At 61.1% G+C, this 23,754-nt stretch carries 10 protein-coding genes; 4 read left to right on the top strand and 6 right to left on the bottom strand.

Translation table 11 applies throughout. The features are described 5' to 3' along the window. Positions 1-30 precede the first annotated feature (30 nt). The 6 genes from BHW66_RS12560 to BHW66_RS12535 form a co-directional block, all read right to left on the bottom strand. Positions 31-16,941 (bottom strand): hypothetical protein, encoded by a 16,911-nt coding sequence (locus BHW66_RS12560; RefSeq protein ID WP_286689077.1) that lies wholly within the window; start codon positions 16,939-16,941, stop codon positions 31-33. 19 nt (positions 16,942-16,960) lie between these two features. Next, positions 16,961-19,015, bottom strand: a complete 2,055-nt coding sequence (locus tag BHW66_RS12555; protein ID WP_286689076.1) for a hypothetical protein — start codon at positions 19,013-19,015, stop codon at positions 16,961-16,963. 32 nt (positions 19,016-19,047) lie between these two features. Continuing rightward, positions 19,048-19,386: a hypothetical protein gene (locus BHW66_RS12550; RefSeq protein WP_102727183.1), complete on the bottom strand. Its 339-nt coding sequence runs from the start codon at positions 19,384-19,386 to the stop codon at positions 19,048-19,050. Then, positions 19,383-20,186 (bottom strand): hypothetical protein, encoded by an 804-nt coding sequence (locus BHW66_RS12545; RefSeq protein ID WP_286689075.1) that lies wholly within the window; start codon positions 20,184-20,186, stop codon positions 19,383-19,385. The genes BHW66_RS12550 and BHW66_RS12545 overlap by 4 nt, the downstream gene beginning before the upstream one ends. A gap of 20 nt (positions 20,187-20,206) precedes the next feature. Next, complete coding sequence (locus tag BHW66_RS12540; protein WP_102727185.1) at positions 20,207-20,767, bottom strand: hypothetical protein; 561 nt, start codon at positions 20,765-20,767, stop codon at positions 20,207-20,209. A gap of 71 nt (positions 20,768-20,838) precedes the next feature. Further along, a complete protein-coding gene (locus BHW66_RS12535) occupies positions 20,839-21,225 on the bottom strand; it encodes a hypothetical protein (protein ID WP_102727186.1) in 387 nt (128 codons plus the stop codon). Positions 21,226-21,496: 271 nt separating this feature from the next. Between BHW66_RS12535 and BHW66_RS12530 the strand changes: the two genes are divergently transcribed. Genes BHW66_RS12530 through BHW66_RS12515 form a run of 4 tightly spaced genes read left to right on the top strand, consistent with a single transcriptional unit; the run spans position 21,497 to position 23,751 of the window. Continuing rightward, positions 21,497-21,802 carry a helix-turn-helix domain-containing protein gene (locus BHW66_RS12530; RefSeq protein WP_286689074.1) on the top strand — a complete coding sequence of 102 codons (306 nt, stop codon included), beginning with the start codon at positions 21,497-21,499 and terminating at the stop codon, positions 21,800-21,802. Then, positions 21,795-22,250, top strand: a complete 456-nt coding sequence (locus BHW66_RS12525; RefSeq protein ID WP_286689073.1) for a hypothetical protein — start codon at positions 21,795-21,797, stop codon at positions 22,248-22,250. The genes BHW66_RS12530 and BHW66_RS12525 overlap by 8 nt, the downstream gene beginning before the upstream one ends. A gap of 26 nt (positions 22,251-22,276) precedes the next feature. After that, positions 22,277-23,353, top strand: coding sequence for a hypothetical protein (locus BHW66_RS12520; protein WP_286689072.1), 1,077 nt, complete (start codon positions 22,277-22,279; stop codon positions 23,351-23,353). Then, positions 23,350-23,751, top strand: coding sequence for a helix-turn-helix domain-containing protein (locus BHW66_RS12515; protein WP_286689071.1), 402 nt, complete (start codon positions 23,350-23,352; stop codon positions 23,749-23,751). Before BHW66_RS12520 ends, BHW66_RS12515 begins: the two co-directional genes overlap by 4 nt. Positions 23,752-23,754: the final 3 nt, after the last annotated feature.

The raw sequence follows: 23,754 nt of genomic DNA, 5'->3' as shown, positions 1-23,754 counted from the left end.
TGAACTACCGAATATCGTTCAAGGAGGAAATTATTTTTCAGAAGAAGTCTTTTTCTTACGTTTATGCTTCTTTTTGCGGTCTTCCTCCGGCGTGCCGAAGAGGCGGGTGAGGAGGTCTTTGGCGGTGCGGGAGATGTTGGCGCCGGTGGCGGCGGAGAGGGAAAGTGCGCCGTAGCTTGAGACGATGGCGGAGGAGGAACGGGAGAAGGCCCCGCCGACGCCCGCGGCGCGGACCAGGGCCGTCAGGTTGTTGAAGTGGGTGTCCCAGTCCATTTCTTTTTTGTCCGCAACGTGTTCGTATTCCCGGGTAATGGTGCGGGCGATGCCCTGAACGTCAATCAGGGTGCGGGCGTAGGAGTCCGCAAAGACATGTTCCCCGGTGAAGAGGCTGGCGAGGTAGTTGACTCCCTCCCCGGCCAGGGGGATGGTGGTGAGGTCGCCCAGGAGGGCGGTGGCGCCGTACTTTTTCCACTTCTTTGCCTTGTCGTCGTCATCGTCTTCCATGCCTTTGATCCACGCGATGAACCAGGCGAGCAGGGACGAGGTGACGCCCAGGGCCAGCCAGGACTGTGCAGCGCAGACGCGGTTGCGCACGGAGCCGGTTTTCCACTCCGCCGCCATGAGGCCAATTTTGTTCAACTGCTCGGACTTCATCACAAAGGCGAGCTTGGATAAAATTCCGCCCGCGGCCTGGCTCATGCTTTTTTGCGTCTTGGTCAGGGGCTGGGCGCCGAGTTCCAATGACATGCCGACCTGTTCCAGGGCGGCCTGGCGCAGTTCTTCGTCCGTAAAGGGGGAGCCGTTTTCCCGGTTGAGGCTCCTTGAGCGGGCGTAGTAGGCGTTGGCGAGGGCGTGCATGGCAAGCAGGTTGGCTTTGACATCCACGGCTTCGATCAGGTCCATGGATTTCTCCGGAAGTTTTTCCATCCGGGAGTAACGCTGGCCGGGCATCTGGTTGCCGATCTGGGCGAGCATGGCTCCCTCCCCCCGCATGCGGGCGGTGAAGTACGGCGTGGCGGCAACCTCCTTCATGGCGATGTCCCCCAGGCCGAGCTTGGAGGCGGCGAGGTGGAAGAGGAAGGAGGAAAACGAGATGTGCTTGTGGGCGAGTTCGCGGGTTCCGTCCGCTTTTTCGAGGATGGCGGAGGGCACCCAGCCCGCGAAGAAACCATGGAGGATGGCGGTGGCCTGCTTGAGCAAGACGTAGCCGTTGCCCGCCAGCACGGAAATGGCAAAGGCTTTTTGAAGCATGCCCTGCATGCGGGAAAGGTTCAGGAAGGCGCGGTTGTTTTCCAGGCTGGCGCCGTCAATGAGGTCCATCCAGGAGGAGAGCTTGCCCATCATGTCTTCCCCCAGGTGCTGCTTGAGCTTTTGCTCCAGCGGTTTGTTTTTCAGCAGGGCGCGCCAGGCGGTCGTAATGTGGGAGGTGTAGATGTAGTTATCCTGTTCCGCGGCGGCGGCCAGGAAGACGAGGGTGCCGGATTTGGAGAAGTCCAGGTTCTCGGAATGCACAACGCGGTCAATGAGGAGGCCGTACTTGCCCCCGCCGATGGAGCCCGTTTTGGGCTCGGTGAGGGCGTCCTTCTCCCTGGTGGAGTTCCGGTCGAAAGTGGCGCGGAAGTAGTCGGGCTTGAGCGTGAAGGGAACGCCCATGCGCTCTTCATAGACCTGGGCGAGGGTGAGGCCGGTTTCATTGAGTTTCCGGCGCAGGGCGTACCCGTATTCCAGGCCGTCCGGGCCGACGTAATCATAGAGGTCTCCAATACCTTTGTCGTCCAGTCCCTCCCGGCGCAGGAATCCCTTGCGGATGAGGTTGCCCTCGCTGTCGTACACGTCGGCGTAGTCCGGCTGCTCGTGGAGCAGGATGGCGTAGAGGGCGCAGTCGCGCGAGCAGATAAGCTGGCTGGCGGCTTCCGTGTTGGGGACTTCCCGCTTCGAGGTGACGTTGTGCTGGCATTGCCGCTGCTCCGGGGTGCGGGACTCGTATTCGTCCAGGGCCTGGCGGAGGAGAGGGATGTCTTCTTCCCCCGGGACGTTTTCCGTGAGGGTTTCCGTGCGCCGGTCTTCCTCCCGGATGGCCTGTCTGCGAGCCTCCCGCTCTTGACTGGAGAGGGAGAGCCATTCCTGCGCGTCCTCAATGGAGAGGGAGACCTTCACGGTGAGGACCGGGGCGATGGGGATACCCGTTGCTTGTGGCGTGTTGAATTGGACGAGCCATTGTTCCGCCGCGCTTTCAGACTTTACTCCGGCAATGCGGCGGATGGTGTCGGACAGCCACGCGGAGCGGTCGTTGGAGGCGTTGAGCAGGGAGGCGTTGGCTTCCGTGATTTCCTTGATGCGGGCACGGGAGAAGCGCTGGCCGAGGACTGGTTCCAGAGCCAGCATGAGCTGGGCGTAGCTCATGAAGCTGTACGGGAGGGAGGAGAGCAGCTTGCGCAGTTTGGTACGGTGGCTGATTTTTGCTCCGGCCCGGCTGGAACCCGAATTCACGGCAGGCAGATTCTTCTGGATTTGACGGGCGGCGTATTTGATGCGGCCCGCTTCCCGGGTCAGTTTTCTTTCCCACGAGTTGCGTCCGGAGAGGATGAATTCGAGGAGTTTTTCCATGGCTTCCCGGGCTTGGGGGAGGCTCATCCCGGCGTAATCCCCGTATGTCTTCCAAGCGAGAATATCCCTTTCGTGCTCCTGCCGCTTTTCTTCGTCTTCCTCCTGGTTGTACAAGGCTTCCAGCGTGGTCATGGCCTCCGCCTTGGCCTGGGATTGAGCGTCCAGCATCTGACGGTAGCGGGCGAGGGTGCGGTAGGCTGCCGCCTCCAGACGGCCCCGTGGAGATTTTTTGCCGGGTTCCTTTTTGGGGTAGACGGCTTCCACCCGCCGCATCGTCTTTTGGTACAGCTCGTCCTTGGCGAAATAGACGAGCTGGGTGCGCACGCGGTCCAGAACCTTGGACATGACGTGATCCAGGCGCTGGCTGCCGATGGAGGCCAGGATCTGCCGGACTTCCTCCGGCGTGGCGGCGGAAGTGGTGGCATTGATCATGCTTGTCTCAAATTTTTTATAGAAGGAGTCCCCCGAACGGAGGGTGCCCTTGGGGGGGATTTCCCCGGATTCCGCCATGGCCGCGTAGACGGAAGCCCATTGCATCTGCAAGTCCACATTGGAACGGTATCCTTTGGGCAGGACGTAGCGGGCCGAGGAAAGAAGGGAGTTGATCATGCCGAAGAGCTCCGCCCCGACGCGGGCGGAGGGTTTTTCCTCCTTGCCGGACATGACCCGCCGCCAGTTTTCCGCCGCCTTGCCGAAGTCTTTTACGAGTTCGGAAGCGCGGGTGGCCTGCATGGACGGGGCGGCAAGGCCGGAAACGATTTCCTCCAGCGAGGTTAGAGAGAAAGTGGTTCCGGCAGGTCCGGACAGGGGGGAGAAGGAGACCAGGGCCTCCCCCGGGTATTCCAAAGCGTCATTGAAAGGCGATTCGGCACGTTCCCCGGCGGAGAGTCCGCTGCGGCGTTCCACGGCGCAGGCCTCTATTTCACCGGCGAGGCGGCGGTAGAGTTCATAGGGGGAAAGGGATGAAAGGCGTTCGTATTTGAGAAAGTCCCGGTGCAGGGCGGCCATGTCCGGCTTGGGAGTGCGGCGGTAGGCGAGGCGGCGGCTGGGAGTGGCCTTGGCCGCCGCCAGGCATTCCTTGATACCGGCAGGGGTATTGAGCGCATAGTTGCCGGGCCATGGGAGCTCAAATTGCGAGTCCGTGCTCCAGCTTCTGTCATAGAATTGTTCCAACAGGCCGGAGAGGTCCTTGAGGGCGTAGCGGGCCATGTCCAGGATGCGTTCCTCCCCCGTCAGCCTGTGGGAGATACCGTCATAGGAATAGCGGTAGGAAGTCCGCAGGACGCGGCGCGGATTGCGCGCCAGGGAGAGCATGTATTCCAGAGTGGAGATCATTCCGTCCCTTGCATTGAGCCAGGACATGAACCGGCTGGCCTGATCGTAGGCTTCATAAGCCGCTTCCCGCATGGATTCATAGAAGAGTTTGGCGGATTCTCTCGTGCCGCCCCAGGCAAAGCCTTCGATATGCTGGATGGCGTGCTGGATCTCGTGGAGGAGGATGGAGCGGAGTTGCTGTGGAGCGTCCAGGTTGCGGTGGATGTAAATGGCCCGTTCCGCCGGGGAGTACATGCCGAGGTAGCCGCTGAGGTGTTGGAGGATGACAGGCATGGAGCGCAGTGCCGGGTAGGCCGCAAACAACTCCGGATAGTCCAGCCACGCGTCCAGAGGCAGGGCGGTATTGGCCGCTGCCAGGGTTGCGAGGGATTGGAGCAGCCCGTCGTCTTCCCGCAGAAGGAGTTCCAGCGAGGAGACCTGCTCCGTCAGGCCGGAGGCGGCAAGGTGACTGGTACTGTACAAGCCGGTACGCAGGACGGCAGCGGACAGGAGGCGCCCCCAGCTTTCCCGGTCGTGGTCCAGGGTGAGGTATTCCCGCCATTTGGAGATGTTGTTTTCCGGACGAAGCGTCCGTTTATTTCTGTAGAATTGACGGTGGAGGGAGAGGTAGCGGGCAATCCGCTTTTTCGTTTCCGCAGAAAGGGTATGGCGCAGGGCGGAGAGCTCCCGGCGCAGGGTGGGCAGGTATGGGGCGGCACGGTCTTTCAGGGCGGCCCGGGAGGCGTCGATCTCCGCCCGGGGCTTGCCGTCGTCACGGCCCCGGAAGGTGTTTTTTTTGTACTGTTCCCAAGTGGCGGCATGGGGGCCGATGACGGAGAAGGTGATGTCCGGGGAGGAGGGGGCGAACGTGCCGATGTTGTCCGTGGCGGATTTGATCTGGGAGGGATGGAGGGCGACATAAGTGTCCGTTACCTTGTTGCCGGTGTCGTCTCCAGGGTCGATGACGTTATGGATGACAGCGCCATCCCTGTGCAGGAGCTTCGCCTCTTCAACAACGGTGTGGATCGTGCGGCTGCTGAATATCCTGATGAGCATGTAGTCGGTGAGGCCGTGGGAGGATATGTAGTCGATGGCCGCCTGCTCCGATGTCCAGTATTCCCCGCCGTCCGGCGGGGAGATGTAACTGCCGGACTGCTTATCGTACAAATCGAACCAGGGCTCTCCTTTTTCATACCACCATAATCCCCCGAAATCTTCTTCTAGCGGGGAGCGAAAATTAAGGAAACAGGAGTAGATGCCGGGCGCTCCCGTGTTTGCAAGAGGAGAACGAAGGTCCGCCTTTTCCCGGGTTCCGTAGTACGAGGCGGCGACTTCCGGATCTGCGGTAAAGAAGGAACTTCCTGCCAGGATTCCGGAGGATGGATTCCCTTTCCGGCTGTCAAAAACAGTAAAGCCTGCGCGATGCGTGCCGTGGTAGACGACGCGTGGCTCCCCGTTTTCATCCACGACGCGGGAGGCATGGGCGGGGTCGTGTTGCCAGTCCCCGAACCAGTCACGGAAGGCAGCCGTGCGCACCTGCGCCCACTGGCGGGACGTGAGGCGGGAGGGTTCTCCATTGGGAGCCTTGAGCCAGGTACCGGAGGCAAGGGCCATTTCCGTGATGGCCCGCTCCTCCTCCGACAGGGAAGCCATGTAGTCCGAATTCGGCAAACGGAGCCAGGAAGGCCCCGGAGCGAGGGAGAAGGACGCGGAAGAGCCGATGAGGGACGCAAGAGCCTGAAAACGCCCTTCCCTGGTTCCGTCATGGTAAAGAGGACGGATTTGGTGACGCTTGAGAACGTCCCTGACCTGCTTGTTCTTCCGCAGGGCGGCGGGAAGAACGGCGTGGGAGAATTCCCGGAGCTGGACGGAGCGCCGGGGGACGGCTTCATAGTAGTCCCGCAGTTCTGCATGAAGGGCGGAGAGGGCTGCCGAACCCAGTCCGGGGAGGTGACTGTCTCTGGCGATGCGGCCCTGGAAGGATGTCCCCCGGTAGAGGCGGCAAAGAGCGGCAAGAACTTTTTGGGGCGTGGGGGCGCCCCTGACCAGGGAGAGGGCTTTGACGGCATTGTCGAAAGCGGAAAAACTCCCGTCAATCCGGCTGAGGGCCATTTGGAATTGATGGATCAGGTCCTGGGCTTTCTGCTGGGAGGCCTTTTCCTCTTCTGTGGTGACAAGATTGTTCCGGCTGGCCTTGATTTCTTCCAGGCTGTTGAAACGCCTGGCTTGCCTGGCACGGAGAAGTCCCGTGGAAAAGACGAGGCCTCGTTCCGCTCCCATGCCCTTGCTCTCCAGCATGTGCCGGGTGATGTTTTCGAGCGTGGCCGGAAGTCCCGTCTCCCTGATGCGGGGAACGGGATTGAGCCAGCGAGCCAGCTTGTCCTCTACCCAGGCGTTGAAGGCTTTCTTGTGCTGGGCCGCGTACTTTTCAAAGCGTTTGTAGTTGGCGTGGCTGTCCAGGGCCTTCTTCCCGGCTTGGCGGGCATCCTGGAGGGCCAGGTAGGAAATGGACTGGAAACCGTCTCCCCGGGCTTCCCTCAGTTCCTTTTCCATCGCCCGCAGGTTGCTTTTTCGGGTCAGGGTCTGCGGGACGGTCAATTGAGCGTCCCGGGAATCCTGGGAGAATTGGCTGCGGTAGCGCTCGATAGCCCTTTCCATGGCCTTACAGAAGTCATCCTGCCGGTCGGGAGAGAGGGTGTTGGCATCTTTCCACGGGAGCATTTTGCGGATTTCCGCATAGAAGATCTTGTCTCCGGTGTTGAGGCGGCCAGGAATTTTTGCCGTGACGGGCCGCGGGGAGTAGCCGCGCTCTGCGGCGAAAACGGCCAGCGAGAAGTCGTTATGGCGCAGCTTGTTTTCCAGCTCGCCGCGGTGGTCTCCGTCCAGGGCGTTTTTCAGGAAGCGGAGGGTGGAAATGTCCGTGCTTCCGTAGTAGCGGAGGGCGGCTTCCTGCGCCTGATTGTAGAAGTCCTCCCGTTCCTTTTCCTCCTGCCTGCTCCAGCGGAGTTCCGGGAAGTACCCGCTCCACGCGTCGCGGTCATGGATTTCCACACCGCGGGCCGGGTCCGCCAGGGCTGGGGAGCCGACGAGGTAGATGTTCCCTTCCCCGCCCCAGGTGTAGGGCCGGTCCAGACGGGTGACGGCGATGGAAGGCAGCGGCAGGCCGCCCAGTTTGTCCACCGCCAGAAATTTTTCTTCATCCAGGCTGTGGATGGCGGCGAGGTTGGACAGGGAGAAGGTGATGTCCGGCTCGGACGCGCTGAACGCGCCGGAGTTGTACTCCGAGGATTTGACCTGGGTTGACTTGAAAGCGACGGCAATGAGGGCCCCCATGTCCGTGGGGTCATGGCCGAGGTAGCCGTCATGGTGCTCACGGACCCAGCCGAGGAAGTCGCTCCAGCGTTGCCCCATGTCGTATTCGTAGAGGCTGCCTTCCCGGATCATGTCGCGGACGGATTCCCTGTCCATGGATTCTCCGGAGTAGCGGTCCGTCCAGCCTTCCTCTTCCTGCCAGTAGTCAATGTACCTGTCTACCCATGGGAGGCGGGCGCTGGCCTCATCCTGGGCGAGGAAGGGATTTTTGAGGTTGAGCCAGGCGGTGGTGATGCCGCCTCCCTGGTAAGCTTGATAGCTTTTCGCCAGCTCGGTGGAATCGGAAAAGAAGATGCCGTCTACATGGGGAACGCCGTCAAAGACGGAGGGAGAGAGGCGGATGTCGAAGGAACCGCCATGGTACAGGACGATGGGTTCCCCGTTTTCATCCAGGGTTTTGGAGGCGTTGGCCGGATCGTGGAGCCAGTCCCCGAACCAGGCGAGGAAGGCTTTGGTCCTGGCCTGCGCCCATTGCTTCTCCGTCAGGCGGGTGGGCTGGCCGTTGGGGGCCAGGAGGTCGTTCCCCGCGTCCCTGGCGCGGGCGAGAATGGATTGCTCCTCCGCCGTCAGGGGGGAGGCGGAACGCTCCATGACGGTATAGGAGTCTTCCGCATCGTCCCACAGGGAGAAGGTGATGTCCGGATCAAGAGAGTCAAAGGTGCCGCGGTTATGTGTGGCGGATTTAAGCTGGCTGGATTGTGCCGCCAGAATCCATGAGCTTTCCCTCCCCTTCAGGATGATGCCGTCGTAGTCCCGCCCGGCTGCGTCTCCCTCCCGGAATTCTTTCTGCGCCTGAAGCGCAAAACGGGGGCTGTCCCATGCGTCGGGTTCCGTTTGGGGGAATCCTTGGAAGAGTTCCACCGGATGGGCGTCCAGGTCATAGACGAGGGGATTGCGCAGGTTGGCGAAGAGGGCGTATTGCCGCTGGGATTTTTCCTCAAGCAGTTTTTCTCCGCGGGCAAACCTTCTTTCGTTTTCGAATTCGCGTGCGATTTTGGCGGCATGGTCGGCATAATCGTCATCCGTGGTGGTGAAGATGAATCCGTGGTCCAGGTCTTGCCGGTCGTAGTTGTTTCCGGCCAGGGAGAGGTCAAACTCCGTGAATTTGAAGTTGCTCCCGTGGTAGATGACGAGCGGTTCCCCGTTGTCGTCCACGACGCGGGAGGATTGCTCCGGGGCGTGGAGCCAGTCTCCGAACCAGTCCCGGAAGGCACGGGTGCGGACGGTGGCCCAGAGTTTGGGTCCCAGGAGGGAGGGTTGTCCGTTGGGGGCCTGGAGCCAGGTGCCGTCCGCTTTTGCTTGTTCCGTGATCAATCGTTCCTCCGGAGAAAGGGCGAAGGTGATGTCCGGGTTGCCGGAGTCGAAGGAGCCGTTATTGTCCGTGGCGGATTTAAGCTGGTAGGGACTGAAGGGGATGTAGACGGTGTGGATGTCCGAGTGGAATTTGCCGCCCTGGTCGATGATTCCGTCATAGCCGAGGCGCTTGAGGCAGGCGGTTACCCAGTCCGGGATGGTGGTCCAGGCGTAGGTCGTGCCGTTTTTGACATCTTCTTCCAGGATGTCGATCCATGTCTCCGGGGCGAGGTCGTTCTTGCTCCAGGAGAGGAGGCCTCCCTTTTGCGCAGGGTTCCCGGCTTTCCGGGAGGCGGCTTTAAGCGAGGTGAGGATTTTTCCTGTGATGCCGTTCGTACGGAAGGGGTGTTCCATGTGCAGGTAACAGGCGTAGACGCCCGGTTCCGTGTAGTCCGGGTCCCGGTACCAGGGAGCGATGGGAAGATCCAGTTTTGACAGTACGTCCAGGAAACGGGCTTCCTGTCCGAAGAGGGTGGCACTATCCAGCCAGTGGTAGACGAGGGCGCGCAACGCATTGCCGCGGGCCTCCTGAAGATGGAAACGGAAGCCGCCGTTGGCCTCGTCGGCGGACGGGTCCAGGATGATGGAGTCGTCCCCCTCCCAGTCGGTGCGGATGTGGCCCGCGGTGCGGGCGATGCGCTGGCGCTCCTCCGGGGAGAGGTAGTTCCAGTACCGTTCCAGGGGGATGTCTCTCCCGGAAGGAAGGGTGACGCGGAACTGCCGGTGGTAGTCATGGTAGTCCTCCTCCTCATAGTCGATGCTGGTATCGGTCTTATTCCTTGAATAGTTGGAGGCGATTTCCGGAGAATCCGTAAAGAAGGCCATGGGGCCGGAGGTGGCGCGCTCCGGGCGAAAGACGGTGCCCACCCTGTCCTTGCGGGCTGTGCCGTGGTAGACGATGACTGGTTCTCCGTGGGCGTTGACAACCTTGGATTGGCCGAACCATTTTTTGAAGGCGGCGGAGTTGACTTGCAGCCACTGGCGTTCCGTCAAGGCGGTGGGCGTGCCGTCCGGGGCTCGCAGGAAGGTGTCTTCCACCAGGGCCTGGGCGGCGGTGCGCTGTTCCCGCGGAGTGAGGGCGAAGGTGATGTCCGACAGCGTGATGTCGTAGGAGCCGCAGTTGCCGACGGCGGACTTGGCTTGTCCCGGGCGGAAGAGGCCGTAGGTCATGACGCCGCTCTCCTCCGTCATCACGGAGTCGTACCCGAGGCTGGAGAGAATGTCCTTGAGTTCCCGGTGACGCTCCCAAATCTTAAAAGCCTCGGTTTCTTCCGTACCTTGGAGGAGGGTTTCCAGCTTCCGGGAGGCCTCCTGAAGTTGTTCATCCGAAAAAAAGCCAAGTGCCCTGTCCTGCTCCAGTTGCCGCCGGATGTTTTCCCGGAAATATTCCGGACTCTGGCGGGTGAGGCTGTCGGGAAAATGGAACGGACGGCGGGTGGCAACGAAGAGGTCCAGCACGGTGCCGCCCGCGGCGTACTGCTCGCTCAGTTCCCGGCTGGAAGAAATCCAGGTGTAGTTTCGGCGCACGCCGGGGTTGTACGACTGCTTGAGGCCCCGGTAGCAGACGCGTGGCTCCCCGTTGTCATCCAGCACGACGGAGGAAGCGGACGGATCACGAAGCCAGTCTCCGAAGTAGCGCATGAAAGGCGCCGTGCGGACAAGATGCCACTGGTCCGGCGCGAGGCGGGAGGGCTGGCCGTTGGGAGCGCGGAAGGCTTCCGCGCCGCCCTTGTCAATGAAGTTGACAAATTGCTTGAGGGAGAGTAGCGTACGGACAGGGAGCGATCGCCCAGTTGCCCGACGGGTTGCACCGAAGTCCACCTGGGAGGATGCGCTCCCTGTTTTGTCGAGAGCTGCCGCCGCCGCTGTTTCCACTCCTTCCAGGTAGCAGCCGCGCGTATCTTCCCGGAATGTGAAGAGGACGTAGCCGGGACCGTGGAGGCTGTCCCTGATTTTGGCGAGGTAGTAGTGCCAGGATTTTGTCTGATCCGGCGAGGCGTTGTCGAACTCCGGGACGGAGTACATGTAGCGGGCCGAGGCCAGGAGCGGTTCCAGAGCGCCGATGGCCGCCAGGGTACGGGTCTCGGGAGAGGTTGCCATGATGTGCTTCCAGCCCCGGTTGCTCAGGTAGATGCGGCGGCCATCCGGCATGAGGAGAGGGGGCTTGAGCTGTTCCGCGGTTTTTTCCCTGCCATTGGCAAAAAGGGTGCGCTGGCGCGTTTTCTCCCGCAGGGCCGTGAAGGCCTGGCGGGCAAGCTTGGAGAAGCCCTGGGTTTTGTCTTCCCGTGCGGAGGCCGGAATGGCGAGCGTGACGGGGGAAGCCTGTTCAACGGCGTGGAAGGAGGAGGAGAGACGCACGGGGCTCAGGGCGAGGGGAAAGTCCGGCGAGGGAGAGGAGTGCGGCAGGAAGGCAGAGGGATCGTCCCGTTCTTCCGCACCGGAGAGGGAGAAGGAGATGTCATGGACCTCCAGGAAGCTGCGGATGGCTTCGTTGCGGCGCTCGTCCACCTCTTCCCGGAGCCAGGAGGCTTTGGCAAGTGTCCACGGGTTGCTCAAGGTGAGGGCTTCTTGCTCCGTCAGGTCATAGGTGTGGATGGGGACGTTATATTTTTCCAGCTCCGAGCGGAGGGATGGTCCCAAACTGGAAGGAAGGATGAAGCCGGAGAAGTCCGAGGGGAAGAGCCAGCCTCCGGGGGCGGCCTCGTAGTAGATTTTGGCGGAGGTGCGGCAGGCGTCGAGAAAGGCCCGGACTTCTTCGGCGATGTCGTCGTTGGAGGATTGCAGGTCATTGTATTCTTCCGGGTTTTCCTCCTCGTCGTAAACCGTGTCCGGGTCATCGAGGAGGCCTTCGCCGATCAGGGCATTCCGGACGTTTTCATGAGAAATATCCCGCCACCAATATCCTATCAGAAAATGTTGGAGGGAGCGGGGCTCGAAGTAGCAGGAGCCGAGCAGGGTTTTGAACTGGTCTTCCAGTTGCCGGGTGGCGGTTTCCGCTTCATGGCGGTCAAGCTGGAGGGAGAGGTTGTCCGTGCGCAGGGCTTCCTTCAGGCTGGGGAATTCGGCGGCGTAGGCCTGGGAGGCCATGATGATGGGAAGGGCTGCGCCGTCCGTGCCGTAGTTGTCGAGCACTTCGTCCGGGGTCATGTTATGAGGCAGGAAGGACTCCAGGTGCTTGGCTTTCATGTAGGCGTCCAGGTTTTCCCGGTTCCATTCCCGGAGGTCTCCGTGTTCGTCATAAAACCAGGGGATTTCTTCCGGACCGTGTTCGTACCCTTCCCATGGGTCGCCGTCTTCGGAGATTTTTTCCGGCATCTGGCGCGTCCAGGCATCGCCGCGCCAGATGCGTGCGCCGGGGGTTTTGGCAGGGTCGATGCGGTCCGGGTGCAGGATGCAGGCGATTTCCGCATAATAGGTGGGGCCGGAGTCGAGGTCCGCAATCTGGATGGCGGGGTTGGGCATGCCGCCGAGTTCCAGGACATGGCGCATTTTTTCTTCCGACAGGGTGTGGATGGCGACATGGGAACCGTTCAGGGAAAAGCTGACTTGCCCCCTGGCGTTGAGTTCCCTGGCCGCCTGGCCCCAGAGGGAGGGGAAGGTTGTTTCCAGGTCACGGGAGGGGGTTAGAGAGAAGGTGAGTTCGGGGGTGAGGGCTTCCGAGGCTTTGCGGTTTTCCTCATTCTCCAGGGCGGCGGCTTCCTCTTCCGCGCGGGCGCGCTCCGCCTGCATGTCCAGGCGGTGGTCCCCTATGGGGTCGGGCGGGGTGTGGCCGTCCCAGGTGAGGGCGCGGACACGGAGGTTTTCGTACAGGCCGATTTTTTCATACATGGCCTTGAGGAGTTCCAGCTCTTTCAGACGTTCGGCAGGGTCGGCGGAGAGGCCTGCGGTGATGCCTTCCGTGGCGAGGACATTGCCTTTTTTGGAGATGGTGCGCACGCCTTTGATGGCGTTGATGTGCTCGTTGATGGTCGTGATGCAGAGGGAGACGTATTCCGCCGCCTTTTCCATGTCCGCCTCAAAGGATTCCCCGAAGGAGATGAGGCCCTGAACCATCTGGCCGTCCGCCGAGGCATGGGCCATGAGCTGGATTTTTGCAGCGACGAATTCCAGGGATTTCCCCCTGGCGAGGTCGTTGGCCGCCGCCGTCTGCATGGCGTCGATGCGAGCCTTGTCCTGGATGTGCTGCGTCAGCAGGCAAATGGCTTCCGCGTCCTGCGCCCGGATGGCGCCGGACTTGAAGCGCGTCCAGAGGTCTTCCCGGGCTTCCCGCCCGATGAGGAGTCCGCGGCGGGATTTGGTGCCGGAGCGGGTGAGGCCGCGGCGGGTGAGTTCGGCGTCCGTGAGGTTGGTTTCCCTGACGTAAATGGCCGCCGTCAGCTCATCGGCTTGATCATCCTGCATGTTTTGCTCGTAGTCCAGGAGGCGCGCCCACTTGGCGTCATGGGCGGCGTCTTCTTCGTACACGTAGGCGGGGATGTTTTTTGTGCCGGTGCGCTGGGCGAGGTCGAGGCGGTGGCGCCCGGAGACGACTTCCAGCCTGCCGTTTTTCCGCTTCCAGACGTAGATGGGGGGAGCGTCCGCCCGGTAGTCTCCGACCAGGGGATTGACCACGCCTTTTTTGCCGGAGTTGACTTTGACCTGTGGGACTTCCGGGGAGAGGTGCAGCTTGTCCACGGGGACCATGCCAAGCCAGGTTCCGGCGTCGGGATTCCAGGAAGCGCCGTTGGCGAAGACGCCCTGCATGGAGGAGGGGGCCTCCGGCAGGGAGATTGTTTCGGGATGCCGGTAGACCTCCTTGGGAACGGAACGCTCCTTGCCTTTGTCCCCGGTGGTAATGTGCGCCTTTTCCTCCTCTGCGTCTTTTTGCTGCCGTTCCCGGATTTGTGAGGCGGTGGGCGTGCCGGACGGGTCGCGTCCATCAATAATGGCGCGGGCGTCCATGACAGCCTGGATGTCCGCCTGTTCGATTTTGGCCGAGTCAAAGACGGTATGGACCTCATGGCCGAGGTCGCGCAGGATGTCGGCCATGTCCTGCGTGATGGTCCCGGCCTTGCGCCCGGCGTTGTAGGCCTGGCCGATGTGCAGAAGGTAGGCGGCGTCCCCCAGGGTGTTGACGTGGTACTGGAGGAGGTCTTTCTGCCACTGTGGCAGCGGCAGGGAGTCCGCATTGGAAAGCATGTCCGAGAGGGCGAGCTTGGACATGGCCTCGACGATCTGCATGTCCGAGAGTTCCCCCTTTGGCTCCACGAACTGCCCCTTGAAGCCGAGCTGCCGCATGGAGGCCTGGGTGTCGCGCAGCAGGGAGGCGATGGCCTGAAGGCGGACCGGGTCTTTGAGCGTGATCTTGCCGAGCTTCCACTCAAAGAGGTCTTCCAGCAGCTCACGGCTGCCGATGTTGCCGCGAGCCAGAAGAAACAGGGTGTCCGCCGGGGTGGTGCCGGGAGCGGTACGCATTTTGAAGAGGCGCGTATATTTAAAATTTTCCTCTCCCGTGGTTTTGGCCCCAATGCGGAGCCGCTGTCCGAATTCCTGGTCGAGGGCCATGATGGAACTGAGCGGGACGTAGGGGGACAGGGCCGCAAACGGGGTGGCGGCGGCCTCCTGCTCCGACATGCCCGAGTCCGTGCGGCGCCTGTATTCCTGAGTGGCGATGCGGGTGAGGTGGGTAAACGCCGTCTGGGACATGGCCCCGATGGCGCGTACAAATCCGCCAAGTGTGGTCAGGGAGGCTGCCGTTTCTGTTTCCGTTTTTTGCGCCGGGGCGGAGTCTGCGGCGGCAGTCTCCTGCGTGTCCGTAGTGGCGGGGGCCGGTTTTTCCTGCTGTGCGGGTGAGGGAGTGTCCTGGACGGGGGCTTCCGTTCGTGGCTGCCGGGGAGTGGAGGCGTTTTCTGCTTCCGGCTTCCGCCCGTCTTTGTTGTTATCCTGTCCCCACTGGAGCATGTCCTGGGCCTGGATCTCACCGGTGGCTTCCGCCGCCCGAAGAAAGGCGTTGGCGGCGAATTCGGATTGGGTGCGCCGGACTTCCATCTGTTCCGCCCGGCTGAAGTACTGGCCGAAGAGTGCGACGAGCTGGTCGCCTGTCATGTCCTGGGTGAATTTTTTCTTACCGGAATCGCGGTCGTAAACGGTAACGGCATAGGTGCCGGGCTTGTCCAGCTTTTCTTCCACGAGGGGGAGGTGCATGGATTGCTGGAAGTATTTATAGGCCTCGGATTCGATGGTGGCCTGGACTTCTCCCAGATGGCGGAAGGCGGCCATGCCCGCCTTGGCATTTTTGAGAGCCTGGTCATGGTTTTCCCAGGCTTTGCCCCGCGCCTGCCGGGCGGCGGCGATGCGCTCCTTGTCGTTTTCAATGGCGGCGATGCGCCGGGCTTCCTCCTTCGGGATGCCCTGGGTCATGAGCATTTCCTCGTTTTTGGAGTAGGTGATGAGGGAGCGGTGGAGGGAGGGGGCCTGCATTCCGGCCAGGCCGCCGACGAAGAGGGCGGTTGCGGCAAACTGGTCGGGCGAGAGCATGCCCTGGAGTTCCTGCCAGTAGTTGTTCCAGTCGTAGTTCCCGCCGACATTGAGATTGACGAGGGGGGCCAGGTTGTTGCGGACAACCCACTGGATAATGGCCTCGGCGGTGGGCTCCGCGACGGTTTCCTCCGCGATCCCGGCCCCGGTCTCAAAAAGGACGTGCTTCCAGAGCGAATCCGTGAGGGCCTGCCGGGTTTTGTTCATGAAGGGGAGCTTGCCCATGAGCCAACCCGCGCCGGAGAGGCGCCCTATTCCCCCGTAGGAGATTTTTTCCACGGCGGTGGAGGCGGCGGCGTCTATGAAGGCGGACCATTCTGCCGTGCCGGGGGCCAGCCCTGCGTAGTAGGCGCGGTTGCGCTTATCATCAAAAGCCTCGGCCAAGGCGACTCCCCAGCCCGCATACGGAATAAAGAAGGGGAGAGTCTGCCCGGTGACGCTGCCCAGGCAGTTGACCGTGCGGGCGGCGAAAGAGGCCCGGTCGCTGGCCTGGTTGCCCAGGTCCTGCCCGGTGGAGAGGAGGCCCAGCACGCGGGCGTTTTCTTTGTCGTTTTTGACGTAGGTTTCGTAGTCCCGGACGGTTTGGGCCATGAGGCCGAACACCTGCTTATTGTGTTCCCTGGCAAAAGGGACGAGGAGGTCCTGCTGGCCGGAGAGCTGGAGGGCGGTTCCCAGGGTGGCGTCCCTCTTGATCGCGGGATTGAATAGCGCAATCTTGAGATTGTGGAGGAATTGGTACTTGTCTCCCGTTTCTTCCTTGACTTGTCCCATGAGGTTTTTAAGGGAACCCTCAAAAAGCTGGAAGGCCGTCTCGTTGATCATGAGCTTCCCGGAACCGTCGTCATCCGAGAGGGCGGAGGTGATCTTCATGGCGGTGCGTTCCGAGACCATGCGGCGCAGGCCCGCGTCCGGAGTGTCTGAGAAGGCCTGTTTCAAGAAGGAGAAGGCGGCGTGGGCTTTTTCGATAGCGGTGGTGTCAAATTCCTTTTGGTAGACGCCGAGCTGTTCCGGCGTCAGGCGGGCGGTCAGGTCGGAAGGAGACCAGAGTCCACTCACCACATGCGCCACGGCTTCCTCAACTTGCGCCCTGTTGTTCTGGTAGGCGGCGCGCCTCTTCCTGTTCTCCTGATACTGGTTTTCCAGCACTTTGGCATAATGGTCGTACACGGCGGCATAGGCCTCCTGCCGGGTGGCTGCCTCCGGAAGTTTTTCTTTCAGGGCCAGGAAGTAGAACCCGGGTTCCCCGGCATATTTCTCCCCCGCTATTTCCCGGAGGATCTGCTGGCCGAGCAGGGCGCGTGCGGGCATGGAGCCGTCATCCAGAGCGGCCTGGGCGCGGAACGCGGGATTGCGCTCCAGCAGGGCGGCAAGCTCCGGGTCCTGTTTGTTGTGGAGGATGAGGGCGTGGAGTTCTTCAATCCGCTGCGGGTCGGGCTTGTAGGCCGAAGCGGACGGAGCGGACGCGGGAAGGAGAGGACGCGTCAGGAGGGAATCGAACAGGGAACGGGGATGCGCGGGGGAAAGAGGCGTGGCCGACTGACGGGGAAACGCGGAGAAGAGGGAGTTTTCCCGGTCTTTTGCGTCCGTCGCGTCCTGGACGTTCCCGAAGGCTCCGAGGAGGGGGGCCGTTTGCTGGGCTTCCGCTCCGGGAGAGAGGAGGAACGAGGCGCGGGAGTCCGGTGCAGGGGGCGGCCCGGAGGCGGCCTCCGCGGAGTCTTGTGTTCCGGAGGGAGAGGGTGGCGGAACGTCTTTCCAGGCTTCTGTGAGGTTCAGGGACATGAATGAAAGGTGGCGAACATTAGAGAGGAGGCAGAAGACCTGCTTCACTGGCGGGAGTGGCGGTTTCCGGCTCTTCTCCCCCTTCCAGGGGGAGGAGGCCGTCGTCCGGTGAAGGGCAGGAAGCGTTGAACGGCGGCGGCAGGGAGGGAGCCTCTTTTTTCCTCTTCTTTCCTTCCACGTACTTTCCGCGTTCTTCGGCAGTAAGTATCTTGCTCTCTTCCGGGCGGCGGAAGCGCACCTCAAGCCCGTCAACGCGCCCTACGACGCCAAGCTGGCCGTGGCGCGCGCCGCGCGTGAGAAGAACCCCTTCCCCTTCGTGCCAGCCCAGGACAGGTACGCGGCAGCAGGAGCGACGGGAGCCGGTGCCGGGAAGGACGCCAATGAGTTCCGGCTTGTCTCCGTAGTATTCGATGACTTTTTCATAATCGTCCTTGGAGAGGTAGGCTCCCGGCTGCTCTTCCGGGATAGGGCGTATGTCCGTTGCCATGACGGCGGGGAGAGTGGGAGAGACTGTCTCTGTTTTTGTCTGCTGGGCGGTAGAGATGGACTGAGCGCGTTTTTCGCGGTGGGTTTTGTTGCGTTCCGCCTGGAGTTGGAGCGCCTTGTTAGCTTTTTCCCGCGTTCCGTCTCCGTAGGTGTGCTCCATATACTTGAACATGAGATCGTCCCGGGAGACGGCGTTTTCATCGTCCAGGCGGGAGGCGCTGGAAGCGATCAGGGCGCATGCCTGGCGGTATTGCTCATAGTAGGTACTCTTCGGGTGGCTCTGGCGCCAGAAAAGGTAGGCCGTGTAGGCGTCATGGCGGATTTGTCCGGCCCTGGCAAGGTATTCCTGGGCGGCGGAGCCTTCTTTTTCCTGGCGTCCCTTGTCCGTCCAGTACCAGGTCTCAGCCTTGTCCCGCCAACGCTGGTAGTAGACGGGGGCGATGTCTTTGGGATCGACAGCCTGAAAGAATTCGGAGGCATTGAGGTTGTCCTGAGCGGAGGAAAGGGAGAGCATGCTGGCAATCCTCTCTTCCGCGGCCAGGGACAGGAGCTCCAGATTGACGTCAAAGCCCGTCTTTTCATCGCACCATGTATGGATGAGGTTGTTCTTCCATGCGTTATACTGCGCGGCGGTTTTAAGGACGGGGGCGTTGTAGACATCCTCCTGCCAGGCGGCGTCGATTTCCGGCTTGTACTTGTGGAGCATCCCGAGGTTTTTTGCCTGGCGCCAGGCGACCATTTGCTCGGTGTCTCCGGGCTGGCGGTCGAATTTGGGACGGACGGAGACGCCTTTTTCCAGAAGTTTCCTTTCCTCTTCGGTGAAGGGGATTTGGCGCACTTGCTGGCGCAGGGCGGTTTGCAGTTCCCGTTCCAGCTTGCGGCGGGTGTCCGGGGCGATGTCGTCGTAGAGGCCGTCCTCGTACTGGGCGGCGGTGGCGAGAGGGTTTTCCTGGAGGTTGGACTTGAACTGCTCGATGCGGTCAAGCTGGTTGTATTTCCAATCCTCATATTCGTACTGGTTCTGGGAGATGACCTGGTTCTGGCGGGCGCGGCGCGTGATGTCTCGGGCCGAGGCGTAGTCCTTGCGGTCCAGGGCGGTCAGGAGGTTGTTCTGGTAGGCCTGGCGGGAGGTCTGGATTTCATGTTCCGCCGCCTTGCCGAAGGCGCGGATGCCGAGCTGCTGGCGGGTGTGTTGCAGGAGGGCTTCCGTCCGGAGGCGGGAGTCCGGGCTGATGTAGCCGGGACGGATGTCGGCCAACTGGTTGGAGTAGTCTTTTACCAGGGCGTCCAGGTGGCCGCGGTGGAGGCGGCCGTTTTCATCGTACAGGGCTTCTTCCGTTCCCGGCGCCAGGGAGGCGCGGCGGGTGAATTCTTCATCGAAGTCAGAGGTTGTCTGATGGATCAGTCCCTCAATGCGCTGGTCTTCCCCGAAGTCCTGGATGGCCTCGAATTTGCCGATGGCTGCGTCCAGAGCTTGTGCTCCGCGCTGAATGGCCTGCCGGGACGCCTCCCCGGCAAGGGTGGGCACGGAAACGGGTTGGGGCTGGGAAAGGCTGGCGCGCGCGCCCTGGTAGAGGGGAGAGTCCATGCGGGGGAGAGGGGGAAAAGTGAAAGGGGCTGTCAGGAAAGCCTCCGGGCGAGGGAGGATTTGGCAAGGAAGCGGTCGATGGGAAAGCAGTGTTCCCCGTAGTTGTTTTTGAAGTCTCGGCGGAAGCGGACGTGGGTGAACTGAGGGCGGTACATGCGGGCCAGGCGCCAGAGGGCGGAGAGGCGGGAACACTGGAAGATGATGTGGACGGTACGGGGGGATTCCTCATCCGGAACGGCCAGGCAGAAGCAGTCCGGAGCGGCGTGGATGATCCCGTCGTGTTCCAGGGTGTAGCGGATGAGGGAGGCGTAGGAACCGGGGGCGATTTGCTCCAGGTACTCGTAGGCCAGGGTGGTGCGGTTGTCGGTCATTGGCGGCGGGGAGGTGTGGTGCTGGAAGGAGAGGCGGACTGGCCGAGGAGGGCCACGAGAAGATCGTTCAGGGCGCTGCCCGCGTTGGTGGAAGATGCCCTGCTGGAGGAGATGGTGCCCGGAGACCATTGGAGGAAGTTCCCGGAAAGGTCATAGGCGGACTGGCCCGAGGAGAGGGCGCCTGTGAGCCAGGAGGGGAGCGTGGTGCCAGCCGTGGCCGCCCCTGCCGAAGCTCCGCCTCCAGCCGTCGCCTTCCCGCTTGTTCCCGCCGTGGCGGTGGGGGCTGCCGTTTCTTCCGGAGTGGCCGCGATGCCTCCGGCGGCGGCGGAAAGGAGGGTGGAAGCCCCCTGAATCCATGCGGCGTTCCGGGCGGATTTCGCCAGACGGTTGTATTGCCCGGCCTGGGCGTCCGCCTGCATCATGGAGAGGCGTCCCTGCTGGCGGGAGGCCATGGCTGCGGTGCGTTTACCGGAATCGGAGAGAGCGTTGGAGAGGGCCATGTCCGCAATGGATTTTTCAAAGACATCCGCCAGGGCGAGTTCGTTCTGCATGGAGGAACCTTCCGCCGCGAAGCCGGAGGAGGCTTGCCGGACACGGGCCGATGCCTGGTTGGAAGCCTGGTTTTCCCTCATGCGGGACATGTTGAGGGCAGCCAGGCGGGAGTCCGCCCGGGCTTCCTCCTCCAGGTTGTTGGCCTTGAGATTGTAGGCGGCTTGCTGGGCGCGGCCCTGGGAGCGGGCCACGGAAGCCATAGTCCTGTAGTTGCCGGAGGAAAGGGCGTTGCCGATAATTTGTCCCATGGGAAAAGGAAGGAAAAGGGTTATCCGACGATGGAGAGGCCGAGGATGCGCTCCAGGGGGTGCTGGTCATTGGAGTGCTGGGCGAGGGCGTCCTTGTGGAGAGCTTCCGCCAGGGCGGAGTTGGCCGCCTCCTCCAGCGTGAAGGAGAGCTGGGGCTGTCCGGTGATTTTGGGGGCCATGCGGGCAGCCAGCAGAAGAGACAAACCGCGCAGGAAGAGGGGCTGGGAGTCCGGCAGAATTTCAGCCTTGCCGAGGGCGTTGGTGATGTAGGTGAGTTCCAGCCCGTTGTCCGGCTCCGGCTGGTAGGTCGTGTGGAGGAGGATGTCCCGCCCGATCAGCTCAAAGGAGGAGTGGTTGATTTTCAGGGGGCGCAGGCAGTCCTCCGGCAGGCGGTAGACGCCGGGGGAGACGGGAGGGAGGATGCGGCGCAGGGTGGCGAAAGACCAGGAACCGAAGTTGAGGGCTTCCGCCAGGACGATGGGGAACCAGAGGTCGCATTCGCGGCCCGTGGGGCTCTCCCGCTTGTATTCCCGGTCCCCGAGGATATGCAGGGATTGTTCAAAGAGTGTTACCTTGTCCATCAGGGGGACACGGTAGCAGGAAGAGGAGAGTGTGGGAGGTGCTTACGGAATGAAGGGGGATGGGGAAAACATTATTTTTCCGCTTCTTCCAGGTTGCTGCATATGTCATTGCAAACTGAGTACACGGCCCATTTCAAAAAGGAACCCGGCGTCATGTCGCGGATGCTGGCCGCCAGGCGGATGGTTTCCCACTGCCGGGGCGTGAAGGAGGAGGGGCCGAGCTTGAAGCCGTTAAAGAATTCCAGGGATGGATCTGATGGTTCGGAGGCCGCCGCGAGGCGGTGTTCCAGAATGAGCACGCGGAGTTGCTGCTGGCGCTTTTTCCCGATTGACTTGTTGGAGCACCAGCCGTCCACCGTGCTTTTGGAAACGCCGAGGAGATCGGCCAGTTCCCCTCTGGAAAGGGCGAGAGAGGAGAGCAGGTTTTTCAGATCGTTGGGTGTTATTGGAGAATCCACGGGAAAAGAAATTTAGTAATTTCTAAATGATTTCTCAATGTTTTTTTGAGTCTATATGGTTAATTTGGATTTTTTATTGACCGTTTCTTCTTCAAGGAAAAATAATGCGAGAAGTATGCAACAGGCACCTGTTCCACCTGACAAATACAAGGATTGCGCTTTTTTCAGCGGACGTTTCATCCGAATCATGTCGCGTTTCCTGATCCGGAAGATCTTTCAGGGAGCGTGTTTGAAATACGCCAGAAACATCATTTCTGAAGAGGGGCGAGGGATGCGTGAATTCCCGCATCCCGCCAGAAAAGACAACCAGCATGAAACGATGAGCAGAAGGTTACAGCCGACAGAACGCAGGGAGTGGTATTCAACCAAGGATGTAGAGGAAGTGTATGGGATTTCCCGCAAGACCCTGGAGCGCATCCGGAAGAATGCCAAAGATGAAGGAAAGCCGATCAAGGTAAGCAGACTGCCTTTTCAAAACGGTTCCGAGACGACGCGCAGGAGGCCGTTTATCCGAATTTCAAAGAAGTCCCTGGATGAATACATGAACTCTCACGCGGAGCAGGACGACGATGAATAACGAGTATTTGACCGTAGTTCTGCCCCATGGGCCGAAAGTCCTTTCCGCTAACGCTTCCGTTCCTAAGACGGCCAAAGGACTCCAGGTGGCCGCCCGGAAAAAACAGAAGGCGAAGCGGACGGCCCGGACCCTGGCCTGGGCCCTGACCCTGCAATGCCTGGGAGGACGCAAGTTCCGCCCGAACCGCTACCTGATCCGCTGGTTTTACAAATACGGCGAGCCACCGGACGATGACAATGCCGTGGCACGATGCAAGGCCTACCTGGACGGGGCGGCCAGCGCCATGGGCATCAATGACGTGGTGTTGCGCTTGAGAGGAGTGGAGCGTGTCAAGGATATGAAACGATGGAAGGAGCTGGAACTGGTGTTCTGGTACGAGGAAGGGGACGGAACGGTTTTTCATGAAAAACCGGCACGGAATTGTGAGGAAAAAGAGAAGGAAATCTGAATGGAAAGCGAGGAAAAAGCATGCCAGTGCCGTGGATCAAAATTGAGGTGATTCTTCCCGATAAACAGGAGGTTGTTACGATGGCGCACCTGCTCAAAATGAAGGACCCGGACACGGTGGTGGGCAAGTTGATCCGGCTGTGGGCATGGGCGGACCAGCAGACTGTAAGCGGCGATTGCGTGGGGATTACTTGCGCGTACATCGACCGGCTCACTTTCTGCAAGGGATTTGCAAAGGCTTTAATGTCAGTTGGATGGCTCGGGGGAGAGGATGGCGCTTTACAATTCCTCAATTTTGCCCGCCATAACGGAGAGACGGCCAAGGCCAGGGCGGAGTCCGCCAGGAGGATGGCAAAATCCCGTGCGGACAAAGAGCAACAGAACGGCAACAGGAATGGGGCGCAGGACGCAACGGATGTGACGGAAAACGGGAACGGCTGTGCGAAAAATGTTGCGCTAAAAGCGCAACGAAAAGCGCAAACAGAGGGAGAAATAGAATTTAATAGGAATAAAGGAGGTGGGGGGAGAATTCCACCGTTTAGGGAGAAGGAGGCTCCGGGAGGGATTGCCCCCCCGCCCCCGGATGTTCAGGAATGGGAGGCAAGAAAAGATCCCCCGGATTTTGACGCATTTGTCCGGTGGGTTCAGAGCCTGCGGCCCGGCTGGGACGTGGGAGGCCTCAACGCCAGAGAGCGGCAGGCCGCCTTGAGGGCGTTTGGTGGGTTGAGAAGGCCCGTGAGCGATACGGAAAAGACCGCCCTGAAGGAGTATTTGAGCCACGAACCCGAGCGGAGCAGCAAGTTTGACTATCCACCTGACCGTGAGTTGTTTTTCACGATTTTTCAGGAGGTCGTGCAGAAGGCGATGGCGTGGTTCCGCCGTACGGGACGTAAAACGCCCGCCGAGAAGGAATTTGCCCGGAAACAGGCCGCGGAACGACGGTGGAAGGAGGAGGAACGCTCCGTCAGGCAACGGGCGGAAAGGTTCCGCAGCGGACCGGAAGAACTTATCGAGGAATTAACCGCCCTGCGCCTGGCGCAGGGTGTAAAACCATTGACAGACAAAGAACTGGAAAAAATAAGACAAGGAGACTACACACAATGAACCAGACTGAAGACATGGAAGAACTGGACCCGGTGGGCATGATCCATCAGTTGGCCTGTTGTTTCACCCAGCAACGGATGATGGCATCGCAGGTGGCGGTGTTGACGGCGATTGCCAAAAACCCGGCGATTACCTCCGGCCCTATCGTCCGAATGACCGGATTGAGCGTGCCCAACACCGGGCGCATCCTCAATTACCTGGCGGAGGTGGGGGACGTGACCTTTGTACGGGAAGAGCCGCCAAGGCCGGATTATCCTTCCACCCGGCGACATTTCTACATTACGCCGGAAGGGGTGGGCACGGTGAAGAAGCTGGTGCATCACCTGGGCTGGGGGGAGATCAACCGGTTCCGCATCGTGAAGGAGAACGATTCTTCCCAACTTTACAAGTTCCTTTGATAA

The organism is Akkermansia sp. 54_46, assembly GCF_001917295.1.
GTDB classification, from domain to species: Bacteria; Verrucomicrobiota; Verrucomicrobiia; order Verrucomicrobiales; family Akkermansiaceae; genus Akkermansia; species Akkermansia muciniphila.
Note: the sequence above shows the minus strand (reverse complement) of the source record. Positions and strands in the feature narration are given on the sequence as shown.